Here is a 20,408-nt window from a genome sequence, read left to right on the forward strand (position 1 = left end):
GGGCAGCGGCAGGTCGGCGGCGGCGAAGCCCTCGCCCGCGGCGCGGCCGGAGATGTCGACCTCGATGTTCTCGGGGATCGACGTGGCCGGGACCTCGATCGAGATGGTGTTCAGCTCGAAGTTGATGATCGTCTCGGGCGCGACGTCGCCGGTGGTGATGATCGGGATGTCGACGGTGACCTTCTCGCCGCGACGGACGATCAGCAGGTCCACGTGCTCGTGGACGCGGGTCAGCGGGTCCCGCTGGATGGACTTGGTCAGCGCCAGGTGCTCGGTGCCCTCGAGGGTCACGGTCAGCAGCACGTTGGTGCCGCCGTTGCGCAGCGCCGCAGCGAACTCGCGCGCCGGGAGGGACAGGTGCTGGACGGCCTGGCCGTGCCCGTACAGGACGGCGGGGACGCGGCCGGCACGACGGGTGCGGCGGGCGCTGCCCTTGCCGAACTCGGTGCGGGGCTCGGCGGCGAGGCGGAAGTCGGCCACGGTGGGTGTGCTCCTCAGTAGATCCGGGTCTGCGGCCGGCGGGGCGGCGCGGCACGCCCGGGAGGGGCACACGCACGTCGATCACGGAGTGCGGACACGGGTCCGCCTCCCTCGCCGGGCAACGCTGGCCAGACTACACCGGCGGGCGCACGCGCCCGCCGGTGCCTTCAGCTGGCGCCGTCGAAGAGGCTGGTGACCGAGCCGTCCTCGAAGACCTCGCGGATCGCCCGGGCCAGCAGCGGGGCGATGGACAGCACGGTCAGCTTGTCGAAGCGCCGCTCGTCCGGGATCGGCAGCGTGTTGGTGATCAGCACCTCCGACGCCCGGCTGTTCTTCAGCCGGTCGACCGCCGGGCCCGACAGCACGCCGTGCGTGGCGGCGATGACGACGTCGGCAGCGCCCTCGGCGAAGAGCGTCTCGGCGGCCTTCACGATCGTGCCGCCGGTGTCGATCATGTCGTCGACCAGGATGCAGACCCGGCCACGCACGTCACCGACGACGCGGTTGGCGACGACCTCGTTGGGGCGGGTCATGTCGCGGGTCTTGTGGATGAAGGCCAGCGGGGTGCCGCCGAGCTTGTCCGACCAGCGCTCGGAGACCCGGACGCGCCCGGAGTCGGGCGAGACGACGGTGAGGTCGCGGTCGCCCCACTTGCGCTTGACCTCCTCGATGAGCAGGTCCATCGCGAAGAGGTGGTCGACGGGGCCGTCGAAGAAGCCCTGCACCTGCGCGGTGTGCAGGTCCACCGACATCAGCCGGTCGGCGCCTGCGGTCTTGAACAGGTCGGCGACCAGGCGGGCGGAGATGGGCTCGCGGCCGCGGTGCTTCTTGTCCTGCCGGGCGTAGGGGAAGAACGGGGCGACGACGGTGATCCGCTTGGCCGAGGCGCGCTTGGCGGCGTCCACCATCAGCAGCGACTCCATCAGCCAGGTGTTGATCGGCGAGGTGTGGCTCTGCACGATGAAGGCGTCGGACCCGCGGACGGACTCCTCGAAGCGGACGTAGAGCTCGCCGTTGGCGAACTCGTAGCTCGAGGTCGGCGTCGGGGGTACGCCCAGGTAGCCGCCGATCTCCTCGGCCAGCTCGGGGTACGCCCGGCCGGAGAAGAGCATCAGGCTCTTGGTGGGCGTCTGGGTGATGGCGCTCATGCGGGGGGCCCCTGCCGCTCGTCGGTGCTGTCCGCGGCCGCGGTCCGGGCTGCGGCTGCCGCGGCTGCGGCGGCAGGCGTCCCGGGACGGCGGCGGTCGACCCAGCCTGTCACATTGCGCTGAGTGGCCCGGGCCACGCCCATGGCCCCCGGCGGGACGTCGGCGGTGATCACCGAACCCGCCGCGGTGTAGGCGCCGTCCCCCACCGTGACCGGGGCGACGAACATGTTGTCGGCACCGGTGCGCGCGTGGCTGCCGATCGTCGTGTGGTGCTTGGCGACGCCGTCGTAGTTGACGAAGACGGTGGCCGCACCGATGTTCGTGCCCTCGCCGATGGTCGCGTCCCCGACGTAGGACAGGTGCGGGATCTTCGACCCCTCGCCCAGGGTGGCGTTCTTGGTCTCCACGAACGTGCCCACCTTCGAGCCGCGGGCCAGCCGGGTGCCCGGCCGCAGGTAGGCGAAGGGGCCCACCGACACGTCCGGTCCGACGACGGCGAGCTCGGCGTGGGTGCGCACGACGCGGGCGCCCTCGCCCACCTCGCAGTCGGTCAGCGTGCTGTCGGGCCCGACGACCGCACCGGTCGCCACCGTGGTGGCACCCAGCAGCTGGGTGCCCGGCTGGAGGACGGCGTCGGCGGCGACCTCGACGGTGACGTCGACCCAGGTGGTGTCGGGGTCCACGACCGTGACCCCGCCGCGCATCAGGTCGTCGAGGACCCGGTCGTTGAGCGTGCGGCGGCGGGCGGCGAGCTCCCGCTGGTCGTTGCAGCCCAGGGTGTCGTCGGCGTCGGCGGCACGGTGGCCGCCGACCGGGGCGCCGTCGCCGACGAGCAGACCGAGCACGTCGGTCAGGTACTGCTCCCCCTGGTCGTTGGCGGCCCCGACCCGGGTCAGCGCCTCCCGCACGGCCTGCGCGTCCCCGACGTAGACCCCGGCGTTGACCTCGGTGATCGTCCGCTGCTCGGGGGTGGCGTCGCGCTCCTCGACGATGGCGGTGACCCGGCCGGCGTCGTCGCGCACGATCCGACCCAGACCGGTGGGGTCGGGCACCGATGCGGTCAACACGGTCAGCACGTCACCGGCGTCCCGGTGCGCCTGCACCAGGTCCTGCACGGTGGAGACCCGCAGCAGCGGGGCGTCGCCGTTGACGATGAGCACCGGGCCGGCCAGCCCGGGGACGGCGTCCAGCGCCACGGCCGCCGCGTGGCCGGAGCCGTTCTGCTGCTCCTGCACGACGGGCAGCGCCAGCGGGGCGATCCGGGCCAGGTGCTCCTCGACCTGGTGCCGGCCCGAGCCGACGACGACCACGGTCTGGCCGGCACCGAGCGGGGCGGCCGCGGCGAGCACGTGCCCGAGCATCGACCGCCCGCCGAGGGCGTGCAGCACCTTGGGACGGCGCGAGCGCATCCGGGTGCCCTGTCCGGCGGCCAGGACGACGACGGCGGCGACGACGCCGCCGGTCGGGGGGACGGACGGTTCCGGGGAGCTCACGCGGGGGTTCCTCCAACGACGGGGACGACGGTCACCAGCTGGGGGACTCGGACTCGAACCGAGACTGCACGGCTCCAAAGGCCGGCGGGCTGCCGATTACCCCATCCCCCACTGCCCCGGCCGGGCCGGGAGCAGGTCCGAGACTAGGGCGCGGGTGCGCCTGCGGCGAGCACGGGGACGACGCTCACCCGACCAGCCGGGCCCCGGGCACCGGCCCGTGCACCGCCCGGACGGCCCGGAAGACGCCGTCCCCGGACAGCGTCGCGGCCACCTGCGCCGCGGCGTCCTCGTCGGCGACGAGACCGGCGACCGTGGGCCCCGAGCCGCTCACCAGGCCGGCCAGCGCTCCGGCGTCGGTGACCGCCCGCAGCCCCCGGCGCAGCTCGGGCCGCAGCCCCACGGCGGGAGCCTGCAGGTCGTTGGCCAGTTCGGCGGCCAGCGCGTCCGCCGGTCCGCTGCGCAGGGCCGTGAGGACCGCGTCCGGCGTCCCGGCCGCCGACACGGCGGGCACCCGGCCCTCCTCACGCAACCGGTCCAGCTCGCGGTACACCGTCGGGGTGGACAGGCCCTCCCCGGCGATGCCCAGGACCCAGTCGGTCCGCCGGCGGGCCAGCACCGGCGAGAGCAGCTCGCCGCGGCCGGTGCCCAGCGCCACCCCGCCGTGCAGGCTGAACGGGACGTCGCTGCCCAGCTCCGCGGCCAGCTCCGACAGGTCCCCGCGCGTCGCCCGGGTGCCCCAGAGCGCGTCCAGGGCGACCAGCGCGGCCGCGGCGTCGGCGGAGCCCCCGGCCAGCCCTGCGGCGGCCGGGATGGTCTTGTCCACGTGCATGGCGGCGTCGGCCGGGACGCCGGCGTGGGCGGCCAGCAGCAGGGCCGCCCGCCACACCAGGTTCCGGGCGTCGGTGGGGACGGCGCCGTCGGCTGCACCCTCCCCAGCCACGGTCAGGGACAGGCCCTCCCCCGGGCGCACGGTGACGGTGTCCAGCAGCGAGACGGCCAGGTAGACCGTGGTCAGCTCGTGGAAGCCGTCGGCCCGCAGCGGGCCGACGGCCAGGTGCACGTTGACCTTGGCGGGGGCGTGCGCGGCGACCGACCCGTCCCCGGCGATGCGGCCCGGTCCGGCCGACGTCCTGGTCACCGGGTCAGCCCGCCGGGACGGGATCGGTGGCCGCGAGGCGGGCGAAGTCGGTGACCGAGAGCCGCTCGCCCCGCCAGGTCGGGTCGATGCCCGCGGCCCGCAGCCGGACCTCGGCGGCGGCCGGGCTGCCGGCCCAACCGGCGAGGGCGGCCCGCAGCCCCTTGCGGCGGGTGGCGAAGGCGGCGTCCACGACGGCGAAGGTGGCCGCCCGGTCGCCGGCGGGCGGCTCGCGGCGGGTGAGCCGGACCAGGCCCGAGTCCACGTTGGGCACCGGCCAGAAGACCGGCCGGCCCACGGCGCCGGCCCGCGTGACCTCGGCGTACCAGGCGGCCTTGACGCTGGGGACGCCGTAGGCGTCGGTGCCGGGGGCGGCGGCGAGCCGGTCGGCGACCTCGAGCTGCACCAGCACCAGCGCGGTGCGGATCGTCGGGAACCGCTCCAGCAGCTGCAGCAGGACCGGGACCGAGATGTTGTAGGGCAGGTTGGCGACCAGCGCGGTGGGCGCCGGGCCGGGCAGCTCGGTCACCTTCATGGCGTCCGCGGTGACGACGGTCAGCCGGTCGGCCAGCCCCGGGGTCCGCTCGGCGACCGTCGAGGGCAGCAGCTGTGCCAGCCGGGGGTCGACCTCCACGGCGGTGACGTGCGCGGCCGCCGGGAGCAGGCCCAGGGTCAGCGAGCCCAGCCCGGGGCCGATCTCGCAGACCACGTCGTCGGGCCGCAGCTGCGCGGTCCGCACGATCCGGCGGATGGTGTTGGCGTCGTGCAGGAAGTTCTGCCCGAGCTGCTTGGTCGGACGCAGGTCGAGCTGCTGGGCCAGGCTGCGGATCGCAGCCGGGCCCAGCAGCCCGTCCCCGACGTCGGGGGTGGTGCTCAGCGGTCCTGCTGCATCAGAGCCGGCGGCCGCAGGAGGGCCACGGGGAGGCACCGCGGGCGGCGTAGGTCCGCTCGCCGACGGCGATCTGCTGCTCGCGGGTGGCGAGGTCCGGCCGGGAGGCGAAGTCCTGACCGCCGTAGGCGTTCCACGTCGAGATGTTGTACTGCAGCCCGCCGTAGTAGCCGTTGCCGGTGTTGATCGACCAGTTGCCACCGGCCTCGCACTGCGCCAGGGCGTCCCAGTCCAGCCCGCTCCCGGACGCCGGGGCCGAGGCGCCGGTGTTGCCGCCCTCGGCGGGGGCCGCGGCGGCGGCCGGGGCCGGGGCCGCGGGCACCTGGGTGCCGATGCTGACCTGCTCGTCGACCGGGGCGCGGGTCACGGTGACGCTGGACTGCACCCGGCTGGTCTCCACGCCGTCGGTCACCGTGACGGTGTAGACGACGGCCTGCTCGCCCTCGACGCCCTCGGTGGTGACCGTCTCGCGGCCACGGGGGCTCTCCGGGTCCTCGGTCTGCACGGTCTGGTAGTCCACGACCTGGGTCTCGGTGACCTCGCTGACCTGCACGCGCCACACCTGCAGGACCATCCGGTCCAGCAGGGGCGCGGTCGGGTAGAGGCTCATCCGGTCGGTCCCGGCCAGGGTGAGGCCGCGCTCGGCGAGCAGGTCGCCGGCGGTGGCCGCGGTGGTGGTGACGGTCTGGCTGGCGCCGTCGGCGATCACGGTGACGTCCTTGGGGGTCGACACCGACAGCGCCATCCCGTCCAGGGGCAGGCGCTCGCTGCGCGAGGCCGACAGGACCAGGTCCTGGTCGCGGTAGCCCAGCTGCTCCAGCGCCTCGTCCACCGACAGCGCGGTGGTGGTGACCTCGCGGGTCACGCCGTCCACCGTCAGCTCCAGCGGGCGGGCCCGGGACAGCACGACGGTGTCGCCGTCGGCGACCTCGGCGTCACCCGAGGGCAGGACGACGTCGGCCGAGGCGACCTCGAGGCCCTCGTCGGCGAGCAGCTCACCGGCGGTCGAGGCGTAGGTGCTGACCTCGCGGGACTCGCCGTCGACGGTGAGCGTCACCGACTTCTGGGCCAGGACGTAGGCGAACGAGCCGCCCAGCAGGCCCACGAGCACGAGGGCGAAGAGACTGAGCTTCAGGGAACGGCGCACAACACATCCACGGGTCACGGGGTCCGGGCAGGGGAACGCGGGCGTGCCCCGGACCCGGCGCGCACGTGTCCCCGGAGGGACCTGCGACGCGGTGTCCGACGGCTGCGCCCGCGGGGAGCGGGCGCCGTCCGGGTGTTCCCCACCCCGACTGGTCGGTCACGACACGATAACGAACCTGGCACGGAAGACAATGCTGCCGACTCAGGAAAGCAGGTCTCCGAGTCGACAAGCGGTCGCCACGCCGACACCACGCGTCACGTCCACGCTGGTGAGCGTGGGGCGAGTGGGGTCCGGGCCTGTGTCGAGCGCCACCCTGTGACGCCGGACCCCTCCGCGGGCGGTGCGGTCAGCCGGCGAGGGCGGGCGCGGTGTGGCGCACCGGCTTCAGCCAGGTCAGCAGGAACCCGGCCACGGCCAGGCCGGCGGTGATCGTGGAGAACCCCCCGGCCACCAGCGCCACCGGCAGCAGGTCGACCCCGTCGGTCACCCGGTCCCCCAGGTCCACCCCGGCCAGCAGCAGCAGCGCCCCCAGCGGGAGCAGCGCCACGACGCTCACGGCCGCCGTCACCAGGTGGGCGGTCCAGGTGCGCAGCGCCTCGTCGACCGGGACGTCGGCCCCCTCGGCCGCGAGCGGCCGGACCAACACCCGCAGCAGGGCCACCTCGGCCAGCAGCCAGGCCGCCGCCGGCACGACGAGCGCCACCGTGGCGACCCCGCCGTCCAGGCTGTCGGCCCGCCACAGCAGCGCGGCCGCGGCGAGCTCGCCGACCACGGCACCGCGGGCGCTCCACAGCAGCCACGGGGAGACCTGGTCCCCCCGCCGGGGACGGCGGGCCGGGGAGGACAGCGCCCACCGCGGCCGGGGGCGGGTGGCCTCGGCCAGCAGCACGCCCAGCAGGAGCCCCACCACCAGCGCGGGCAGCCAGAGGAAGACCGAGGCCTCCGCGAAGAGCACGACGCTGGCCACCACCGCGACCAGGCCGAGCCCGAAGCCCAGCTGGCGGACCCGGCGGCCGTGCCGGGCCTGCCGGGCGAGCACCGCGGCACCCTCCTCGGAGGGCGGCACCAGCTCCACCCCGCCGCCGGCGACGACCCGACGGTCGGTCGCCCGGGCCCAGCCGCGGGCCAACAGCCCGGCGGGCACCATCACGGCGATGAACAGCACGACGGCGATGAGGCGACCCACGGGGTCAGTGTCCCCCTGTCGAGGGCACCGGTGCCACGTGCGCCCTCACCACCGCCCTCACCACCGGCCGAAGACGCGCTCCCCGGTGGCGGTCAGGGTGTCGCACAGCTGGCCGAGCCCGACCCCGGTGACCTCGGCCAGCGCCCGGACGGTCAGCGGCACCAGCCGGGAGCCGTTGGGGCGCCCCCGGTGCGGGACGGGGGTGAGGAACGGGCTGTCGGTCTCGACCAGCACCTGGTCGACCGGGGCCAGGGCGGCGGCCTCGCGCAGGTAGCCGGCGTTGGCGAAGGTCAGCGTGCCGGCGAAGGACAGCACGGCGCCGCGGTCCAGGCACTGCCGGGCGAAGGCGGCGTCCCCGGAGAAGCAGTGGAAGACGGTGTGCTCGGGCGGGCCCTCGTCGTCGAGCACCCGGAGCACCTCGGCGTGGGCGTCCCGGTCGTGGATGACCAGCGCGATGCCGTGCCGCTTGGCGATGCGGATGTGCGCCCGGAAGGACTCCTCCTGCGCGGCCCAACCGTCCTCGCCGGTGCGGTACCGGTCCAGGCCGGTCTCCCCCACCGCGCGCACCCGGGGCAGCGCGGCCAGCCGGTCGATCTCGGCCAGCGCCTCCGGGGTGGCCGCGCCGTCCCCGGCCTCGTTGGGGTGCAGGGCGACCGCGGCCAGCACCGAGGGGTGCCGCTCCGCCAGCGCCGCCGACCACTGCGAGCTGGCGACGTCGACCCCCACCTGCACCAGCCGGGTCACCCCGACGGCGGCCGCGGCGGCGATCTCGTCGTCCACCTCGGCGTCGGTGGGCGTCCGGCCCTCCCCGCCGACGGCGATGTCGAGGTGGGTGTGGCTGTCCAGCGCGGGCGCCGGCAGCGGCTCCGGGGACGGCGGCGGCTCACCCCGCCGGTTGGCCCGCGAGGACGCCGACCGGCTCACTCGGACCCCTCCGCGAACCGGGCCAGCTCCTCCTCCACGATCGATGGGTCCAGCTTGGTGAAGACCGGCTTGGGGGCCGACAGCGGCGTCCCCGGCACGATCGGCACGGACTGCCAGACGGCCTGACCGGTGCCGTAGTCCCCGGTGATGACCGGGTAGGGCCGGCCGTCGTCGAGGTCGGTGACCTCCTCGACCCGCGGCGCCACGGACCAGACGCCCTCCCCGCCGAGCAGCTCGTGCACCTGCTGGGCCGAGTGCGGCAGGAACGGGGACAGCAGCCCGTTGCAGTCCTTGATCGCCTGCAGGGCGGTGAACAGCACCGAGTCCCGGCGGGCCGGGTCCTCCTTGAGCTTCCACGGCGCCTGGTCGGACAGGTACTTGTTGGCCTCGCCGACGACCCGCATGGCCTCGTTGACGGCGGCCTTCTGCCGGTTGCGGCCCAGCAGCTCCCCGACCGGCGCGAAGGCGCCGGAGGTGGTGGCCAGCAGGGCCCGGTCGGCGTCGGTCAGGTCACCGGGCTGCGGGATCGCGCCCACGTTCTTGGCCGCCATCGAGATCGACCGGTTGACCAGGTTGCCCCAGCCGGCGACGAGCTCGTCGTTGTTGCGGCGCAGGAACTCCGCCCAGGTGAAGTCGGTGTCCTGGTTCTCCGGACCGGCGACGGCGATGAAGTAGCGCAGCGCGTCGGCGTCGTAGCGGGCCAGGAAGTCCTTGACGTAGATGACCACCCGGCGCGAGGAGGAGAACTTCTTGCCCTCCATGGTCAGGAACTCACTCGACACCACCTCGGTGGGCAGGTTCAGGCGCCCGTAGGACCCCGGCGTCCCGCCCTTGGCGGCCTCGCCGTTGTAGCCGAGCAGCTGGGCGGGCCAGATCTCGGAGTGGAAGACGATGTTGTCCTTGCCCATGAAGTAGTAGGCGTCGGAGTCCGGGGACTGCCACCACTGCCGCCAGGCCTCGGGGTCACCGGACCGGCGGGCCCACTCGATGGACGCCGACAGGTAGCCCACGACGGCGTCGAACCAGACGTAGATGCGCTTGTCACCGCGGTCCTGCCAGTCCGGCAGCGGGACGCGCACCCCCCAGTCGATGTCGCGGGTGTAGCTGCGCGGCTTGAGGTCGGCCAGCAGGTTGACGCTGAAGTTCAGGACGTTGGGACGCCAGCTCTTGCGGGTGCCCAGCCAGTCCCCCAGCGCCTTGGCGAAGGCCGGCAGGTCCAGGAACCAGTGCTCGCTCTCCACGAACTTCGGCGTCTCGCCGTTGATCTTGGAGACCGGGTTGACCAGGTCGACCGGGTCGAGCTGGTTGCCGCAGTTGTCGCACTGGTCGCCGCGCGCACCGTCGAAGCCGCAGATCGGGCAGGTGCCCTCGATGTAGCGGTCGGGCAGCGTGCGGCCGGTGGAGGGGCTGATCGCGCCCAGCGTCGTCTGCGGGAAGACGTAGCCGTTCTTCAGCAGCCCCAGGAAGATCTCCTGGCTGACCGCGGCGTGGTTGGCCGTCGTCGTCCGGGTGAACAGGTCGTAGCTGAGCCCCAGGCCGGTCAGGTCGTCGACGATCACCCGGTTGTTCCGGTCGGCGATCTCCTGTGGGGTGACGCCCTCGGCGTCGGCCGCGACGGTGATCGGCGTGCCGTGCTCGTCGGTGCCGCTCACCATCAGCACCCGGTCCCCGGCCATCCGGTGGTAGCGGCTGAAGACGTCGGAGGGGACGCCGAAGCCCGAGACGTGCCCGATGTGCCGCGGGCCGTTGGCGTAGGGCCAGGCGACGGCGGTGAGGATGTGCCGGTCAGTCACGCTCCCGAGCCTACGGATCGCCGTCCACCGGGATCCGGGCGCCGGTCAGGGGGCGGTGCTGGTGCCGCTCGGGGCCGGCGCGACGTCCGGTGCCGGGGAGCCCAGGACGGCGACGGCGGTGAGTGCGAGACCGATGCCGGCCAGGGTCGCCGCGCGGACGGCCCGGTGCGGGACCGGCGGGCGGGGGGCCCGGACGGCTGCCGCACTGCCGGCGGTCCAGGCGCGGGCCGCGGGGCTGGTGCCCAGTGCCAGCTTGGCGAGCGGGACGGAGCTGGCCAGCAACGCCAGTCCGGGGACGGGCAGGGCGACCCCGCCGACGCCGACGTCGGGGACGACGGCGCCGCCGACGCCGGCGACCAGCAGGACCCCGAGCAGGGCCAGCTCGCCGACGGCGACGCCGACGAGCAGCCGGGACCCGGTGCCGTCGACCAGGCCCGCTCCCCCGCCGGCGGCCAGCACGACCCACCCGGCCAGCAGCAGCAGGGTGAGCGCGACGAGCTGGCCGGGCGGGCGCAGGCCCGTGCCCCAGACGACGTCCAGGGAGGTCAGACCCAGCGCGAGCAGCCCGACGGCCTCCAGCACCGCCAGCGTGCCGGCGGCCAGCACGACCGGCGGCGGGCGGCGGCGGCCCGTCGTCCGGGCGCGCGGGAGCGTGCGGACCACGACGCGCGGGAGCGCGGCGGTGTCCTCCCAGACTGCTGTGCTGGCCATCGGGGCCCCCTGACCGGTGACGGGTGGTCACTGGTCAGGTCGTCACGTGCGCGGTCGCCCCGTCGTGGGAGCCGTCCGGGCCTCAGCGCTGGTGGCCCTGCCCGACGGTGCCGTCGCCGGTCTCCACGCTGTGGTCGTGGTCGCCGCCCTTGGCCAGCCGGCTGTGCCGCCGTCCGTAGGCGTAGTAGACGACGACGCCCAGGCCCATCCACACCGCGAAGCGGATCCAGGTGTCGGTGGGCAGGTTCAGCATCAGGTAGAAGCTGGCCAGCGCCGCGACGATGGGGATGACCGGCATCAGCGGCACCCGGAAGGCCCGGGGCAGGTCCGGGCGGGTGCGGCGCAGGACCACGACGCCGACCGAGACCAGCACGAAGGCGAACAGGGTGCCGATGTTGACCAGCTCGGCCAGCGTGCCCAGCGGGATCAGCCCGGCCATGACCGCCACGACGACCCCGGTGATCAGGGTGATCCGGTACGGCGTGCCGTAGGTGGGGTGCACCTTGGCCAGCCCCGGGGGCAGCAGGTGGTCCCGGCTCATCGCGAACAGCACCCGGGACTGCCCGAGCATCAGGATCATCACGACGCTGGTGAGGCCCGCCAGGGCGCCCACCGAGATGATGCCGGAGAAGAACGGCAGCCCGACGCTGGAGAACGCCCCGGCCAGCGGCGCGGAGGCGTTCAGCTCGGTGTAGTTCTGCATGCCGACGACGACCAGGCTGACCAGGACGTAGAGCAGGGTGCAGACGGCGAGCGAGCCGAAGATCCCGCGCGGCAGGTCCTTGGCCGGGTCCTTGGTCTCCTCGGCGGCGGTGGCGACGATGTCGAAGCCGATGAAGGCGAAGAAGACGATCGCGGCACCGGCGATGACGCCCTCGACCCCGAAGCTGGCCGGGGCGAACCCGGTGAGCAGCTGGATGAAGGGCTGGGTGAGCCCCGAGCCACCGCCCTCGGCGGGCTCCGACGGCGGGATGAAGGGCGTGTAGTTCGCGGCCTTGACGTAGAAGACGCCGACCACGATGACCAGCAGCACGATGACGACCTTGATCGCCACGATGATCGAGGTGATCCGCGAGGACAGCTTGATGCCCAGGATGAGCACGCCGGTCATCAGCAGGGCGATGAACATGGCCGGGATGTTGAAGCTGGCGGTCTCCCCGGCGATGGACTCGGGCAGCCCGATGCCGATGTCGCTGAGCAGCTGGTTGAGGTAGCCCGACCAGCCCACGCTCACGGTGGCAGCACCCAGGGCCAGCTCCAGGACCAGGTCCCAGCCGATGATCCAGGCGATCAGCTCACCGAACGTGGCGTAGGAGAACGTGTACGCGGAGCCGGCCACCGGGACGGTCGAGGCGAACTCGGCGTAGCAGAGCGCGGCCAGCCCGCAGACGATGCCGGCGATGACGAAGGAGATGGCGACGGCCGGACCGGTGGTCGTCTGGGCGACCTCCCCGGTGAGCACGAAGATGCCCGTGCCGATGATGACGCCGACCCCGAAGACCGTGAGGTCCAGGCCGGACAGGTTCTTCTTGAGCTGGTGTTCGGGCTCCTCGGTGTCGCTGATGGAGTCCTCGACGCTCTTGACCCGCCTGCCGTTGGCGACGGCCATGTGCGTTCCCCCTGCCCTGCTTGTTGATCACGTGTGGTGTGCGGAGCGTGCCACGCGTCACCCCGGCCCGCACGCCTACGCTCTCGCTCGACCGTGCCGCGGAGGAGAGACATGACCAGCACCGACTCGCGGGCTCCCCGGCCGCGCCCCCGGCACACCCCCCGACCGGCCGGACTCCCCCTGCACGACGCCCCCCGACGCCCCGACGGCGACCCGGTCGTGGGCTGCGGGGTCTACGTCGGCGGGCACCGGGTGCCCGACGTCGAGCCCCGGGACGCCCTGCGCGTCGCCCGGGAACGGGAGGGCTTCGTCTGGCTGGGGCTCCACGAGCCCTCCGAGGCCGAGTTCGAGTCGATCGCCGCCGAGTACGGGCTGCACCCGCTCGCCGTCGAGGACGCCGTCTACGCCCACCAGCGGCCCAAGCTGGACCGCTACGACGACGCCCTGTTCATGGTGCTCAAGACCGCCTCCTACGTGGAGCACGAGCAGCTGACCTCCACCAGCGAGGTCGTGGACACCGGCGAGGTGATGGTCTTCCTGGGCGCCTGCTACGTGATCACCGTCCGGCACGGGCAGCACGGCGGGCTCGCCGAGCTCCGGCACCGGCTGGAGGAGCAGCCCGACCTGCTCTGCCACGGCCCGTCCGCGGTCCTCTACGCCGTCGCCGACCTCGTCGTGGACCACTACGTGGAGGTCGCCGCCGACGTCGAGGAGGACGTCGACGAGCTCGAGGCCTCGGTGTTCTCCCCGCAGCGCACCGACGACATCCCGCGGCTCTACCAGCTCAAGCGCGAGCTGATGCAGCTGCGCCGCGCCGTCACCCCGCTGGACCTGCCGCTGCACGCGCTGTCCGAACGGCAGGTGGAGATCGTGCCGGACGAGATGCGCTCCTACTTCCGGGACGTCCAGGACCACACCATCCGGGTCCGCGACCAGATCTCCTCGCTGGACGAGCTGCTGTCCTCGATCCTGCAGGCCTCCCTGGCCCGCACCTCGCTGTCGGACAACGAGGACATGCGCAAGATCTCCGCCTGGGCCGGCATCATCGCCGTCCCCACCGCCATCGCCGGCGTCTACGGCATGAACTTCGACCACATGCCCGAGCTGCACTGGACCTTCGGCTACCCGCTGGTGCTGATCGTGATGCTGGTGGCCTGCACCCTCCTCTGGCGCGGCTTCAAGCGCAGCGGCTGGCTCTGACCCCGCCGCCCCCAGGGGCATAGGAAGCTCTACACCCCCTCATCAGGCGTTGAGGGGGTGTAGAGCTTCCTATGCCGAGGTGCTGATGGAGGCGCCGCGAGGTTGTCCACAGATGTCCGCCGGGCCGGTCACGGGTGCCGCGACGACACGACCATCAGCTGGTGCTGCCCGACGCCTCCCACCGCGCAATCGACGCGCTGCTCGTCCGCCGAGGCGGCCTCGCCACTCGCCAGGAGCTGCTGCGCGTGGCACCCCGGAGCATCGTCGACAACCACGTGGAGAGCGGCCGGCTGCGGCGGGTCTTCCCGCACGTCTACACCGCCCGCGGCAACCCCGCGGCCGGGGACCGGCGGCTACGCGCCGCGCTGATGTGCGTCGGCGGTGACGTCGTGCTCAGCCACACCACCGCACTGGCCGTGCACGGAGCCGTCGACGGCGACGGACCGGTGCACGTCACGATCGCACAAGAGCGGCGCCATGCCGGAGCGCCCACCCTCCGCGTGCACCGCCGCAGCCGGTTCGGCGAGGACGACCGCCAGCTCGTCCGGGGACTGCCGGTGACGACCCTGGCCGACAGCCTCGTCGCCGCCTGGCCGCTGCTCACCCCGGCGGTCCGCAGGCCGACGACGGTCGACGCCGTCCGGCGCACTGGCGTGGACCCCGACCTGCTGGTCCGGGCCCTGGCGCGGCGACCCAACGTCGGGGGCCACCGCCAGCTCGCCGAGACCATCGGCCTCATCGCTGACGGCGTGCAGAGCGAGCTGGAGGCGATGGGCGTCCTGTCCGTCTTCCGGCACCGGTCCCTGCCCCGCAGCGTCGGCCAGTTCGCCGTCCGTTGTCCCGACGGCGTCACCCGGCGCCTCGATCGGGCGTGGGAGGACGCCATGCTCGCCGTCGAACTGGACGGCGCCGCCTTCCACACCTCACCGCAGCAACGTCGCGAGGACCTGGCCCGAGATGCGGTCCTGGCCGCGCTCGGCTGGTTGGTGCTCCGCTTCACCTACGCGGAGGTCCTGCGCGACCCGGAGGCCGTGCGCGCCAAGGTCCTGGCCGTCTACCAGGTCCGCGTCCGTCAGCTGCGCGCCAGCTGAGGATCCGCTCGGCAAAGGAAGCTCTGCACCCCCGATCGAGCCCGGAAGGGGGTGCAGAGCTTCCTTTGCCGGGTCAGGGGGTGGGGGGCTTGGCGGCGACGACGGCGTCGAAGACGACGCGCTTGGGGAGCCCGGTGCGGGTGACGACGTTGCGGATGGCGTCCTTGCGGGTCTCGCCGGCGGCTTCCTCGCGGGCGACCTCGGCGGCGAGCTCGGCGGGGCTGAGGTCCGCGGGCCCGGCGGGGGCGCCGGCGACGACGAGGGTGATCTCGCCGCGGACGCCGCCCTGCGCCCAGGTGGCCAGCGAGCCCAGGGTGCCGCGGACGACCTCCTCGTGGGTCTTGGTCAGCTCCCGGCAGACGACGGCGGGGCGGTCCTCGCCCAGCACGGCGGCGGCGTCGGCGAGGGCGTCGGCGAGCCGGTGGGGGGACTCGAAGAAGACCATCGTGCGGGGCTCGGCGGCCAGCGCGGCGAAGGCGGTCTGCCGGCCGCGGCGGGGCAGGAAGCCCTCGAAGGTGAACCGGTCGCAGGGCAGTCCGGACACCGCCAGCGCAGTGGTGACGGCGGAGGGACCGGGCACCGACGTCACCAGGACGCCGGCCTCCACCGCCGCCCGCACCAGGGTGTAGCCGGGATCGGAGACCGAGGGCATGCCGGCGTCGGTGAGCAGCAGGACGGTCTGGCCGGCCTGCATGGCGGCGACCAGGCCGGGCAGCCGGGAGGCCTCGACGTTCTCGTGGAAGGTGACGACGCGGCCGGTGAAGGTGACCTCGAGGTCCTGGGCCAGCCGGTGCAGCCGGCGGGTGTCCTCGCAGGCCAGCACGTCGGCCTCGGCCATCACCGCACGCAGTCGCGGTCCGACGTCGCCGGGTTGCCCCAGCGGCGCACCACCCAGCACCAGTCGTCCCGCCACCCCCCGAGCCTGTCACGCCGGGGCCGTCGGACCCGCCGCCTACCCTCCAGGCCATGGCGCTGCTGGCCCCCGAGCGGGTGGACGACGAGGCGGCGCCGCCGGTCCCCCGCCGCCGCCCGCGCCGGCCGGCGCGGCAGCTCACCCCGGCGCTGCCCACCGACCGGGTGCTGTCCTGGGTGCTGGCCGCGGTGCTGGGCATCGCGACGTTCGTCAGCCGGCTGTGGGACCTCAGCTACCCGGGGGACCTGCTCTTCGACGAGGCGTACTACCCGCCCGAGGCGAACGAGATGCTCGAGTGGGGCTACGAGTACAACCGCGGCTACACGTTCATCGTGCACCCGCCGCTGGGCAAGTGGCTGATCGCGAGCGGGATCAGGGTCTTCGGCTACGACGGCTTCGGGTGGCGGTTCCCGTCGCTGGTGGCAGGCACGGTCGCCGTCGTCGTGCTGACCCGGCTGGCCCGCCGGCTGACCGGTTCGACGCTGCTGGGCCTGGTCGCCGGGCTGCTGATGGCGCTGGACGGCTTCTCCTTCACCCTGGGCCGGATCGGGCTGCTCGACGTCTTCCTGCAGGTGTTCGTGGTCAGCGCCGTGGCGTGCCTGGTGGTGGACCGGGACCGGGTGCGCCAGCGGGTCCGGGAACGCACCGCCGGCCTGACGGGGGCGGCCACCGGGTTCGCGCTGGGTCCGCGGGGCTGGCGGATCGCGGCGGGCGTGCTGTTCGGCTGCGCCGCGTCGGTGAAGTGGTCGGGGGTCTACTTCCTGGCCTTCTTCGCCGTCCTGAGCCTGTTCTGGGACCGGGCGGCGTGGCGCGAGGCCGGGGTGCCCAGCCCGACCCGCACGGCGCTGCGGCGCGGCCTGCCCGGTGCGGTGTGGGCGCTGGCCGTGCTCCCGGTCCTCACCTACCTGGCCAGCTTCACCGGATGGTTCCTGGGCGAGAGCTCCCAGGGCCGGCACTGGGCCGACCAGAACCCGGACACGGCGTTCCCGTTCGTCCCCGGCGCGCTGCGGTCGCTGTGGCACATGCACGGGGAGTGGTTGTCCTTCCACAACGGCCTGTCCACGCCGCACCCCTGGGAGTCCGGGCCCTGGTCCTGGCTGGTCGACGGTCGCCCGATCCTGCTGTGGAACCCGCAGGGCCTCACCGACTCCGCCGGCGACCAGGTGGTCCGCTACATCCTGATGGTCGGCACCCCGACGCTCTGGCTGGTCTTCGCCCCGGCGGTGCTGTGGCTGGGCTGGCGGCTGGTGGCCCGTCGGGACCCGGCCGCGCTCGTCGTCGTCGTCGCCATCGCGGCCGGCTGGGGGACGTGGTTCGTCAACCTGGAGCGGACCATGTTCATCTTCTACATGGCGCCGGTGCTGCCGTTCTTCGTGCTCGCGGTGACCCTCGCCCTGCAGGACGTGCTGGGCCCCGTCCGCGCCACCGTCGCCCACCGCCGGCTGGGCCTGGCCGCGGTCAGCCTCTACGTGGCGGTCGTGGCGATGACGTTCGTCTTCTTCTACCCGGTGCTCGTCGGCCAGCCCCTCTCCTACGCCGAGTGGCTCCAGCGCATGTGGTTCCCCTCCTGGTTTTGATCCCCGTGTAGGGGCCCGCGGCGTGCGGAGCGCGTCGGGGGGGGGGGGGGCACGGTGGCATCTCTTATAGTTGCGTTGTACAACTGACATGTGGACGTCGACCGGGCCGAGCTCGCAGCGCAGCTGGACGACGTCGTCGTCGGACTGCGGCAGCTGACCAGCACCCGGACGGAGCTCAGCCTCACCGCCGCCGCGACCCTGGCCACGCTCCAGCGGTCCGGGCCCGCCCGGCTCACCGAGCTGGCCGTCACCGAGGGCGTCAGCCAGCCCTCGATGACCGCGCTGATCGCCCGGCTGACCGGTCAGGGCCTCGTGGCGCGCGCCGGCGACCCGACCGACGGCCGGGTCGTCGTCCTCAGCCTGACCGAGGCCGGTGCCGAGCTCCTCGACCGCCGCCGCACCGAGCGGGCGGCCCGGCTGGCCGGGCCCCTCGCCGACCTCAGGGACGACGACGTCGCCGCGCTCGCCGCGGCACTGCCCGCCCTGGCCCGCCTGGCCGGCGTGCCCGCGTGCCGACCCACCCCCTGCTCCCCACCCACTCCCGGAGGTACCCGGTGACCAGCACGACCCCGTCCAGCGCGCAGTCCAGCAGCATGCGCGGACAGCCCAAGGCGGTGTACGCGGTCGCCTTCGCCTGCGTCGTCAGCTTCATGGGGATCGGCCTCGTCGACCCGATCCTGCCCTCGCTGAAGACCCAGCTGGGCGCCAGCGAGAGCCAGGTGACGCTGCTGTTCACCAGCTACCTGGTGGTCACCGCCGTCGCGATGCTGGGCACGAACTGGGTGTCCAGCCGGATCGGGGCCAAGCAGACCCTGGTCACCGGACTGGCGGTCATCGTGGTGTTCTCCGCCCTGGCCGGCCTCAGCGACTCCATCGGCGGCATCGTCGGGTTCCGGGCCGGCTGGGGCCTGGGCAACGCGCTGTTCATCGCCACCTCGTTGGCGGTCATCGTGGCCAGCGCCTCGGGCGGGTTCGCCGGCGCGATCGTGCTCTACGAGGCGGCCCTGGGCCTGGGCATCGCGGCCGGTCCGCTGGTCGGCGGCCTGCTGGGCAGCATCAGCTGGCGCGGCCCGTTCTTCGGCGTCGCCGTGCTGATGGCCATCGCGCTGCTGGCGACCGTCGTCCTGCTGGAGAAGACCCCCACGCCGACCCACAAGACCCCGCTGTCGGCCCCGCTCAAGGCGCTGCGGCACCGCGGGCTGCTGATCATGGCCGTCACCGCCCTGCTCTACAACTGGGGCTTCTTCACCATGCTGGGTTACGCCCCCTTCCCGATGGAGCTGTCGGCGATCCAGCTGGGCTTCGTGTTCTTCGGCTGGGGCCTGCTGGTCGCCTTCTTCTCCGTCGTCGGCGCCCCGCGCCTGCAGGCCCGCTTCGGCACCGCCCGCAGCCTCTACGGCGCACTCGGCCTGTTCGCCGTCGACCTGCTGCTGATCGCCCTGTTCACCGACACGAAGTGGGCGCTGATCACCTGCGTGGTCGTCGCGGGGGCGTTCATCGGCATCAACAACACCCTGACCACCCAGGCGGTCATGCTGGTCAGCCCGGTCGAGCGGCCGGTGGCCTCGGCTGCCTACGGCTTCGTCCGGTTCCTGGGCGGCGGCCTGGCACCCTTCGCCGCCGGCAAGCTCGTCGAGGCCTTCGACGTGCACGTGCCCTTCTACGTCGCCGCCGTCGCGGTGCTGGCCGGGGTCGCGGTGCTCTCGACCGGGCACCGGATGCTGGCTGCGGCCGACGCCGGGATGGACGAGGACGGCCACCCGGCCAGCGAGCACGGCAGCCCCGCGGACGTCGCCGGTGAGGTGGCCGACGAGTTCGGCGGCGCCCCCGCCGCCATCGACGGGGAGGTCGAGCCCGAACTGGCCCGCCGCCACAGCTGAGCAGCGGCCCGACGCCCCCGGTCCCCGCGGACCGGGGGCGTCGTGCTGCCCGCGGCCCTACGGTCGGGCCATGACGAGCAGCGCGACGACGCGACGGGTCGACACGGCGGTGGACGGCGACGTGTGGCGGGTGGTCCTGGACCGGCCCGAGGCGGGCAACGCGATCGACCTGGCCCTGGCCGACGCCCTGGTCCACGCCTTCGCCCACCGGCCTGCCGAGACCCGGACGGTGCTGCTGCTCGGGACGGGCCCGCGGTTCTGCGTGGGCGGCGACGTGCGGGGCATGGCGGCCAGTGCGGACACGGCCGGCTTCATCGGGACGCTCGCGCAACGCTGGCACGACGTCGTCCGGGCCGTGATCAGCTGCCCGGTGCCGGTGGTGGCCGGGGTGCAGGGCGCCGTCGCCGGTGCGGGTGTCGGCCTGGTGGGGGCCTGCGACCTGGTGGTCGCCGCGCGGTCGACGAAGTTCCGTCCCGCCTACGGCGCGCTGGGCCTGTCCCCGGACGGCGGCAGCTCCTGGGCACTGGCCCGCACCCTGGGCGCGCCGCGGGCACTGGACCTGATGCTGACCAACGGCACGCTCACCGCCGCCGACGCGCACCTGTTCGGCCTGGTCGGCCGCTTGGTGGACGACGCCGAGCTCACCGCCGCGGCCACGGCACTGGCCCACCAGGTGGCGGCCGGGCCGGTGCGGGCGATGGTGCGCACCCGGGCATTGGTCCGGCGCGCGGCGACCACGACCCTGGACCACCAGCTCGACGAGGAGGCGCGGCTGATCGTGGAGTCCGCCGCCGACCCGGAGGGCGTCGAGGGCATCCGGGCATTCGCCGAGAAGCGGCCCGCGGACTTCCGTCGACCCTCCCGACAGCAGTCAGGCCGGGCCCTGGTGGGCCCGGCCTGACTGTGCAGCAGGGGTGGAGCTGAGGGGAATTGAACCCCTGACCCCCTCGATGCGAACGAGGTGCGCTACCGGACTGCGCCACAGCCCCTTGCCCCGGTGACTCTACCGTCCACCGGCGCCGGACCCGCAGGGGGTCCCGCGTGTGTCGGGGTGCGGGTCAGCCGGTCGCGGTGCGCGGCCGGTAGACGTCGATGTCGGCGAAGCCGAGCTCCTCGTCGTCCAGCCCGACGACGGCGCCCTGCTGCCAACCGGCGGCGACCGGGGTGCGGGCCGCCACCACCCGGGCGGGGCGGATCGGGTGCACGGGGGCCAGCGGCAGGCTGGGCTGGGG

General features: G+C 74.0%; 18 protein-coding genes and 2 tRNA genes. 6 read left to right on the top strand and 14 right to left on the bottom strand.

Going from position 1 to position 20,408, the window contains the following annotated elements:
* The 12 genes from AC0IVP_RS20260 to AC0IVP_RS20315 form a co-directional block, all read right to left on the bottom strand.
* Positions 1–480 (bottom strand): 50S ribosomal protein L25/general stress protein Ctc (locus AC0IVP_RS20260; RefSeq protein ID WP_471758941.1); only part of this gene is annotated, 480 nt, incomplete at its 3' end.
* 167 nt (positions 481–647) lie between these two features.
* The gene (locus AC0IVP_RS20265) at positions 648–1,628 is read right to left on the bottom strand and encodes a ribose-phosphate diphosphokinase (RefSeq protein ID WP_471758943.1); all 981 of its coding nucleotides are present in this window, start codon (positions 1,626–1,628) and stop codon (positions 648–650) included.
* Entirely contained in the window at positions 1,625–3,121 is a 1,497-nt protein-coding gene (gene glmU / locus AC0IVP_RS20270) for a bifunctional UDP-N-acetylglucosamine diphosphorylase/glucosamine-1-phosphate N-acetyltransferase GlmU (RefSeq protein ID WP_471758945.1), read from the bottom strand. Before glmU ends, AC0IVP_RS20265 begins: the two co-directional genes overlap by 4 nt.
* A gap of 38 nt (positions 3,122–3,159) precedes the next feature.
* Positions 3,160–3,232: transfer RNA gene (locus tag AC0IVP_RS20275), tRNA-Gln, on the bottom strand.
* A 73-nt stretch (positions 3,233–3,305) separates the two neighbouring features.
* Entirely contained in the window at positions 3,306–4,259 is a 954-nt protein-coding gene (locus AC0IVP_RS20280) for a 4-(cytidine 5'-diphospho)-2-C-methyl-D-erythritol kinase (RefSeq protein ID WP_471758947.1), read from the bottom strand.
* Between the two features lie 4 nt (positions 4,260–4,263).
* Complete coding sequence (gene rsmA, locus AC0IVP_RS20285) at positions 4,264–5,184, bottom strand: 16S rRNA (adenine(1518)-N(6)/adenine(1519)-N(6))-dimethyltransferase RsmA (RefSeq protein ID WP_471758949.1); 921 nt, start codon at positions 5,182–5,184, stop codon at positions 4,264–4,266.
* Positions 5,147–6,292 (bottom strand): resuscitation-promoting factor, encoded by a 1,146-nt coding sequence (locus AC0IVP_RS20290; RefSeq protein ID WP_056293029.1) that lies wholly within the window; start codon positions 6,290–6,292, stop codon positions 5,147–5,149. The genes rsmA and AC0IVP_RS20290 overlap by 38 nt, the downstream gene beginning before the upstream one ends.
* 346 nt (positions 6,293–6,638) lie before the next feature.
* On the bottom strand, positions 6,639–7,478 hold the full coding sequence (locus AC0IVP_RS20295; RefSeq protein WP_056293032.1) for a hypothetical protein: 840 nt from the start codon (positions 7,476–7,478) through the stop codon (positions 6,639–6,641).
* A gap of 57 nt (positions 7,479–7,535) precedes the next feature.
* The gene (locus tag AC0IVP_RS20300; RefSeq protein ID WP_471758951.1) at positions 7,536–8,402 is read right to left on the bottom strand and encodes a TatD family hydrolase; all 867 of its coding nucleotides are present in this window, start codon (positions 8,400–8,402) and stop codon (positions 7,536–7,538) included.
* Complete coding sequence (gene metG / locus AC0IVP_RS20305; RefSeq protein WP_471758953.1) at positions 8,399–10,195, bottom strand: methionine--tRNA ligase; 1,797 nt, start codon at positions 10,193–10,195, stop codon at positions 8,399–8,401. The genes AC0IVP_RS20300 and metG overlap by 4 nt, the downstream gene beginning before the upstream one ends.
* Before the next feature lie 45 nt (positions 10,196–10,240).
* Positions 10,241–10,906, bottom strand: a complete 666-nt coding sequence (locus AC0IVP_RS20310; RefSeq protein WP_471758955.1) for a hypothetical protein — start codon at positions 10,904–10,906, stop codon at positions 10,241–10,243.
* Positions 10,907–10,988: 82 nt separating this feature from the next.
* Complete coding sequence (locus AC0IVP_RS20315) at positions 10,989–12,515, bottom strand: amino acid permease (protein ID WP_471758957.1); 1,527 nt, start codon at positions 12,513–12,515, stop codon at positions 10,989–10,991.
* Positions 12,516–12,626: 111 nt separating this feature from the next.
* Between AC0IVP_RS20315 and corA the strand changes: the two genes are divergently transcribed.
* Both corA and AC0IVP_RS20325 read left to right on the top strand, forming a co-directional pair.
* Entirely contained in the window at positions 12,627–13,715 is a 1,089-nt protein-coding gene (gene corA / locus AC0IVP_RS20320; protein WP_056293049.1) for a magnesium/cobalt transporter CorA, read from the top strand.
* A 245-nt stretch (positions 13,716–13,960) separates the two neighbouring features.
* Positions 13,961–14,806 carry a DUF559 domain-containing protein gene (locus AC0IVP_RS20325; RefSeq protein ID WP_471758959.1) on the top strand — a complete coding sequence of 282 codons (846 nt, stop codon included), beginning with the start codon at positions 13,961–13,963 and terminating at the stop codon, positions 14,804–14,806.
* A gap of 73 nt (positions 14,807–14,879) precedes the next feature.
* Here AC0IVP_RS20325 and rsmI read toward each other — a convergent pair whose 3' ends face one another.
* Positions 14,880–15,719, bottom strand: a complete 840-nt coding sequence (rsmI, locus tag AC0IVP_RS20330; protein ID WP_471758961.1) for a 16S rRNA (cytidine(1402)-2'-O)-methyltransferase — start codon at positions 15,717–15,719, stop codon at positions 14,880–14,882.
* Positions 15,720–15,772: 53 nt separating this feature from the next.
* Between rsmI and AC0IVP_RS20335 the strand changes: the two genes are divergently transcribed.
* The 4 genes from AC0IVP_RS20335 to AC0IVP_RS20350 all read left to right on the top strand — a co-directional run bounded on the left by AC0IVP_RS20335 (position 15,773) and on the right by AC0IVP_RS20350 (position 20,077).
* Positions 15,773–17,296: a dolichyl-phosphate-mannose--protein mannosyltransferase gene (locus AC0IVP_RS20335; protein WP_471758963.1), complete on the top strand. Its 1,524-nt coding sequence runs from the start codon at positions 15,773–15,775 to the stop codon at positions 17,294–17,296.
* 90 nt (positions 17,297–17,386) lie between these two features.
* A complete protein-coding gene (locus AC0IVP_RS20340; RefSeq protein ID WP_471758965.1) occupies positions 17,387–17,854 on the top strand; it encodes a MarR family transcriptional regulator in 468 nt (155 codons plus the stop codon).
* Complete coding sequence (locus AC0IVP_RS20345; RefSeq protein WP_471758967.1) at positions 17,851–19,176, top strand: MFS transporter; 1,326 nt, start codon at positions 17,851–17,853, stop codon at positions 19,174–19,176. The genes AC0IVP_RS20340 and AC0IVP_RS20345 overlap by 4 nt, the downstream gene beginning before the upstream one ends.
* A gap of 70 nt (positions 19,177–19,246) precedes the next feature.
* Positions 19,247–20,077 carry an enoyl-CoA hydratase/isomerase family protein gene (locus AC0IVP_RS20350; protein ID WP_471758969.1) on the top strand — a complete coding sequence of 277 codons (831 nt, stop codon included), beginning with the start codon at positions 19,247–19,249 and terminating at the stop codon, positions 20,075–20,077.
* 14 nt (positions 20,078–20,091) lie between these two features.
* Here AC0IVP_RS20350 and AC0IVP_RS20355 read toward each other — a convergent pair.
* Positions 20,092–20,165, bottom strand: a tRNA-Ala gene (locus tag AC0IVP_RS20355).
* Positions 20,166–20,408: the final 243 nt, after the last annotated feature.

This window comes from Klenkia sp. AC732, assembly GCF_979256525.1.

What these genes read in the sequence shown, in the direction of transcription:
- AC0IVP_RS20265 (WP_471758943.1), bottom strand. Translation starts at nt 1,628, where the DNA reads ATGAGCGCCATCACCCAGACGCCCACCAAGAGCCTGATGCTCTTCTCC.
- AC0IVP_RS20310 (WP_471758955.1), bottom strand. Translation starts at nt 10,906, where the DNA reads ATGGCCAGCACAGCAGTCTGGGAGGACACCGCCGCGCTCCCGCGCGTC.
- AC0IVP_RS20315 (WP_471758957.1), bottom strand. Translation starts at nt 12,515, where the DNA reads ATGGCCGTCGCCAACGGCAGGCGGGTCAAGAGCGTCGAGGACTCCATC.
- corA (WP_056293049.1), top strand. Translation starts at nt 12,627, where the DNA reads ATGACCAGCACCGACTCGCGGGCTCCCCGGCCGCGCCCCCGGCACACC.
- AC0IVP_RS20335 (WP_471758963.1), top strand. Translation starts at nt 15,773, where the DNA reads ATGGCGCTGCTGGCCCCCGAGCGGGTGGACGACGAGGCGGCGCCGCCG.
- AC0IVP_RS20350 (WP_471758969.1), top strand. Translation starts at nt 19,247, where the DNA reads ATGACGAGCAGCGCGACGACGCGACGGGTCGACACGGCGGTGGACGGC.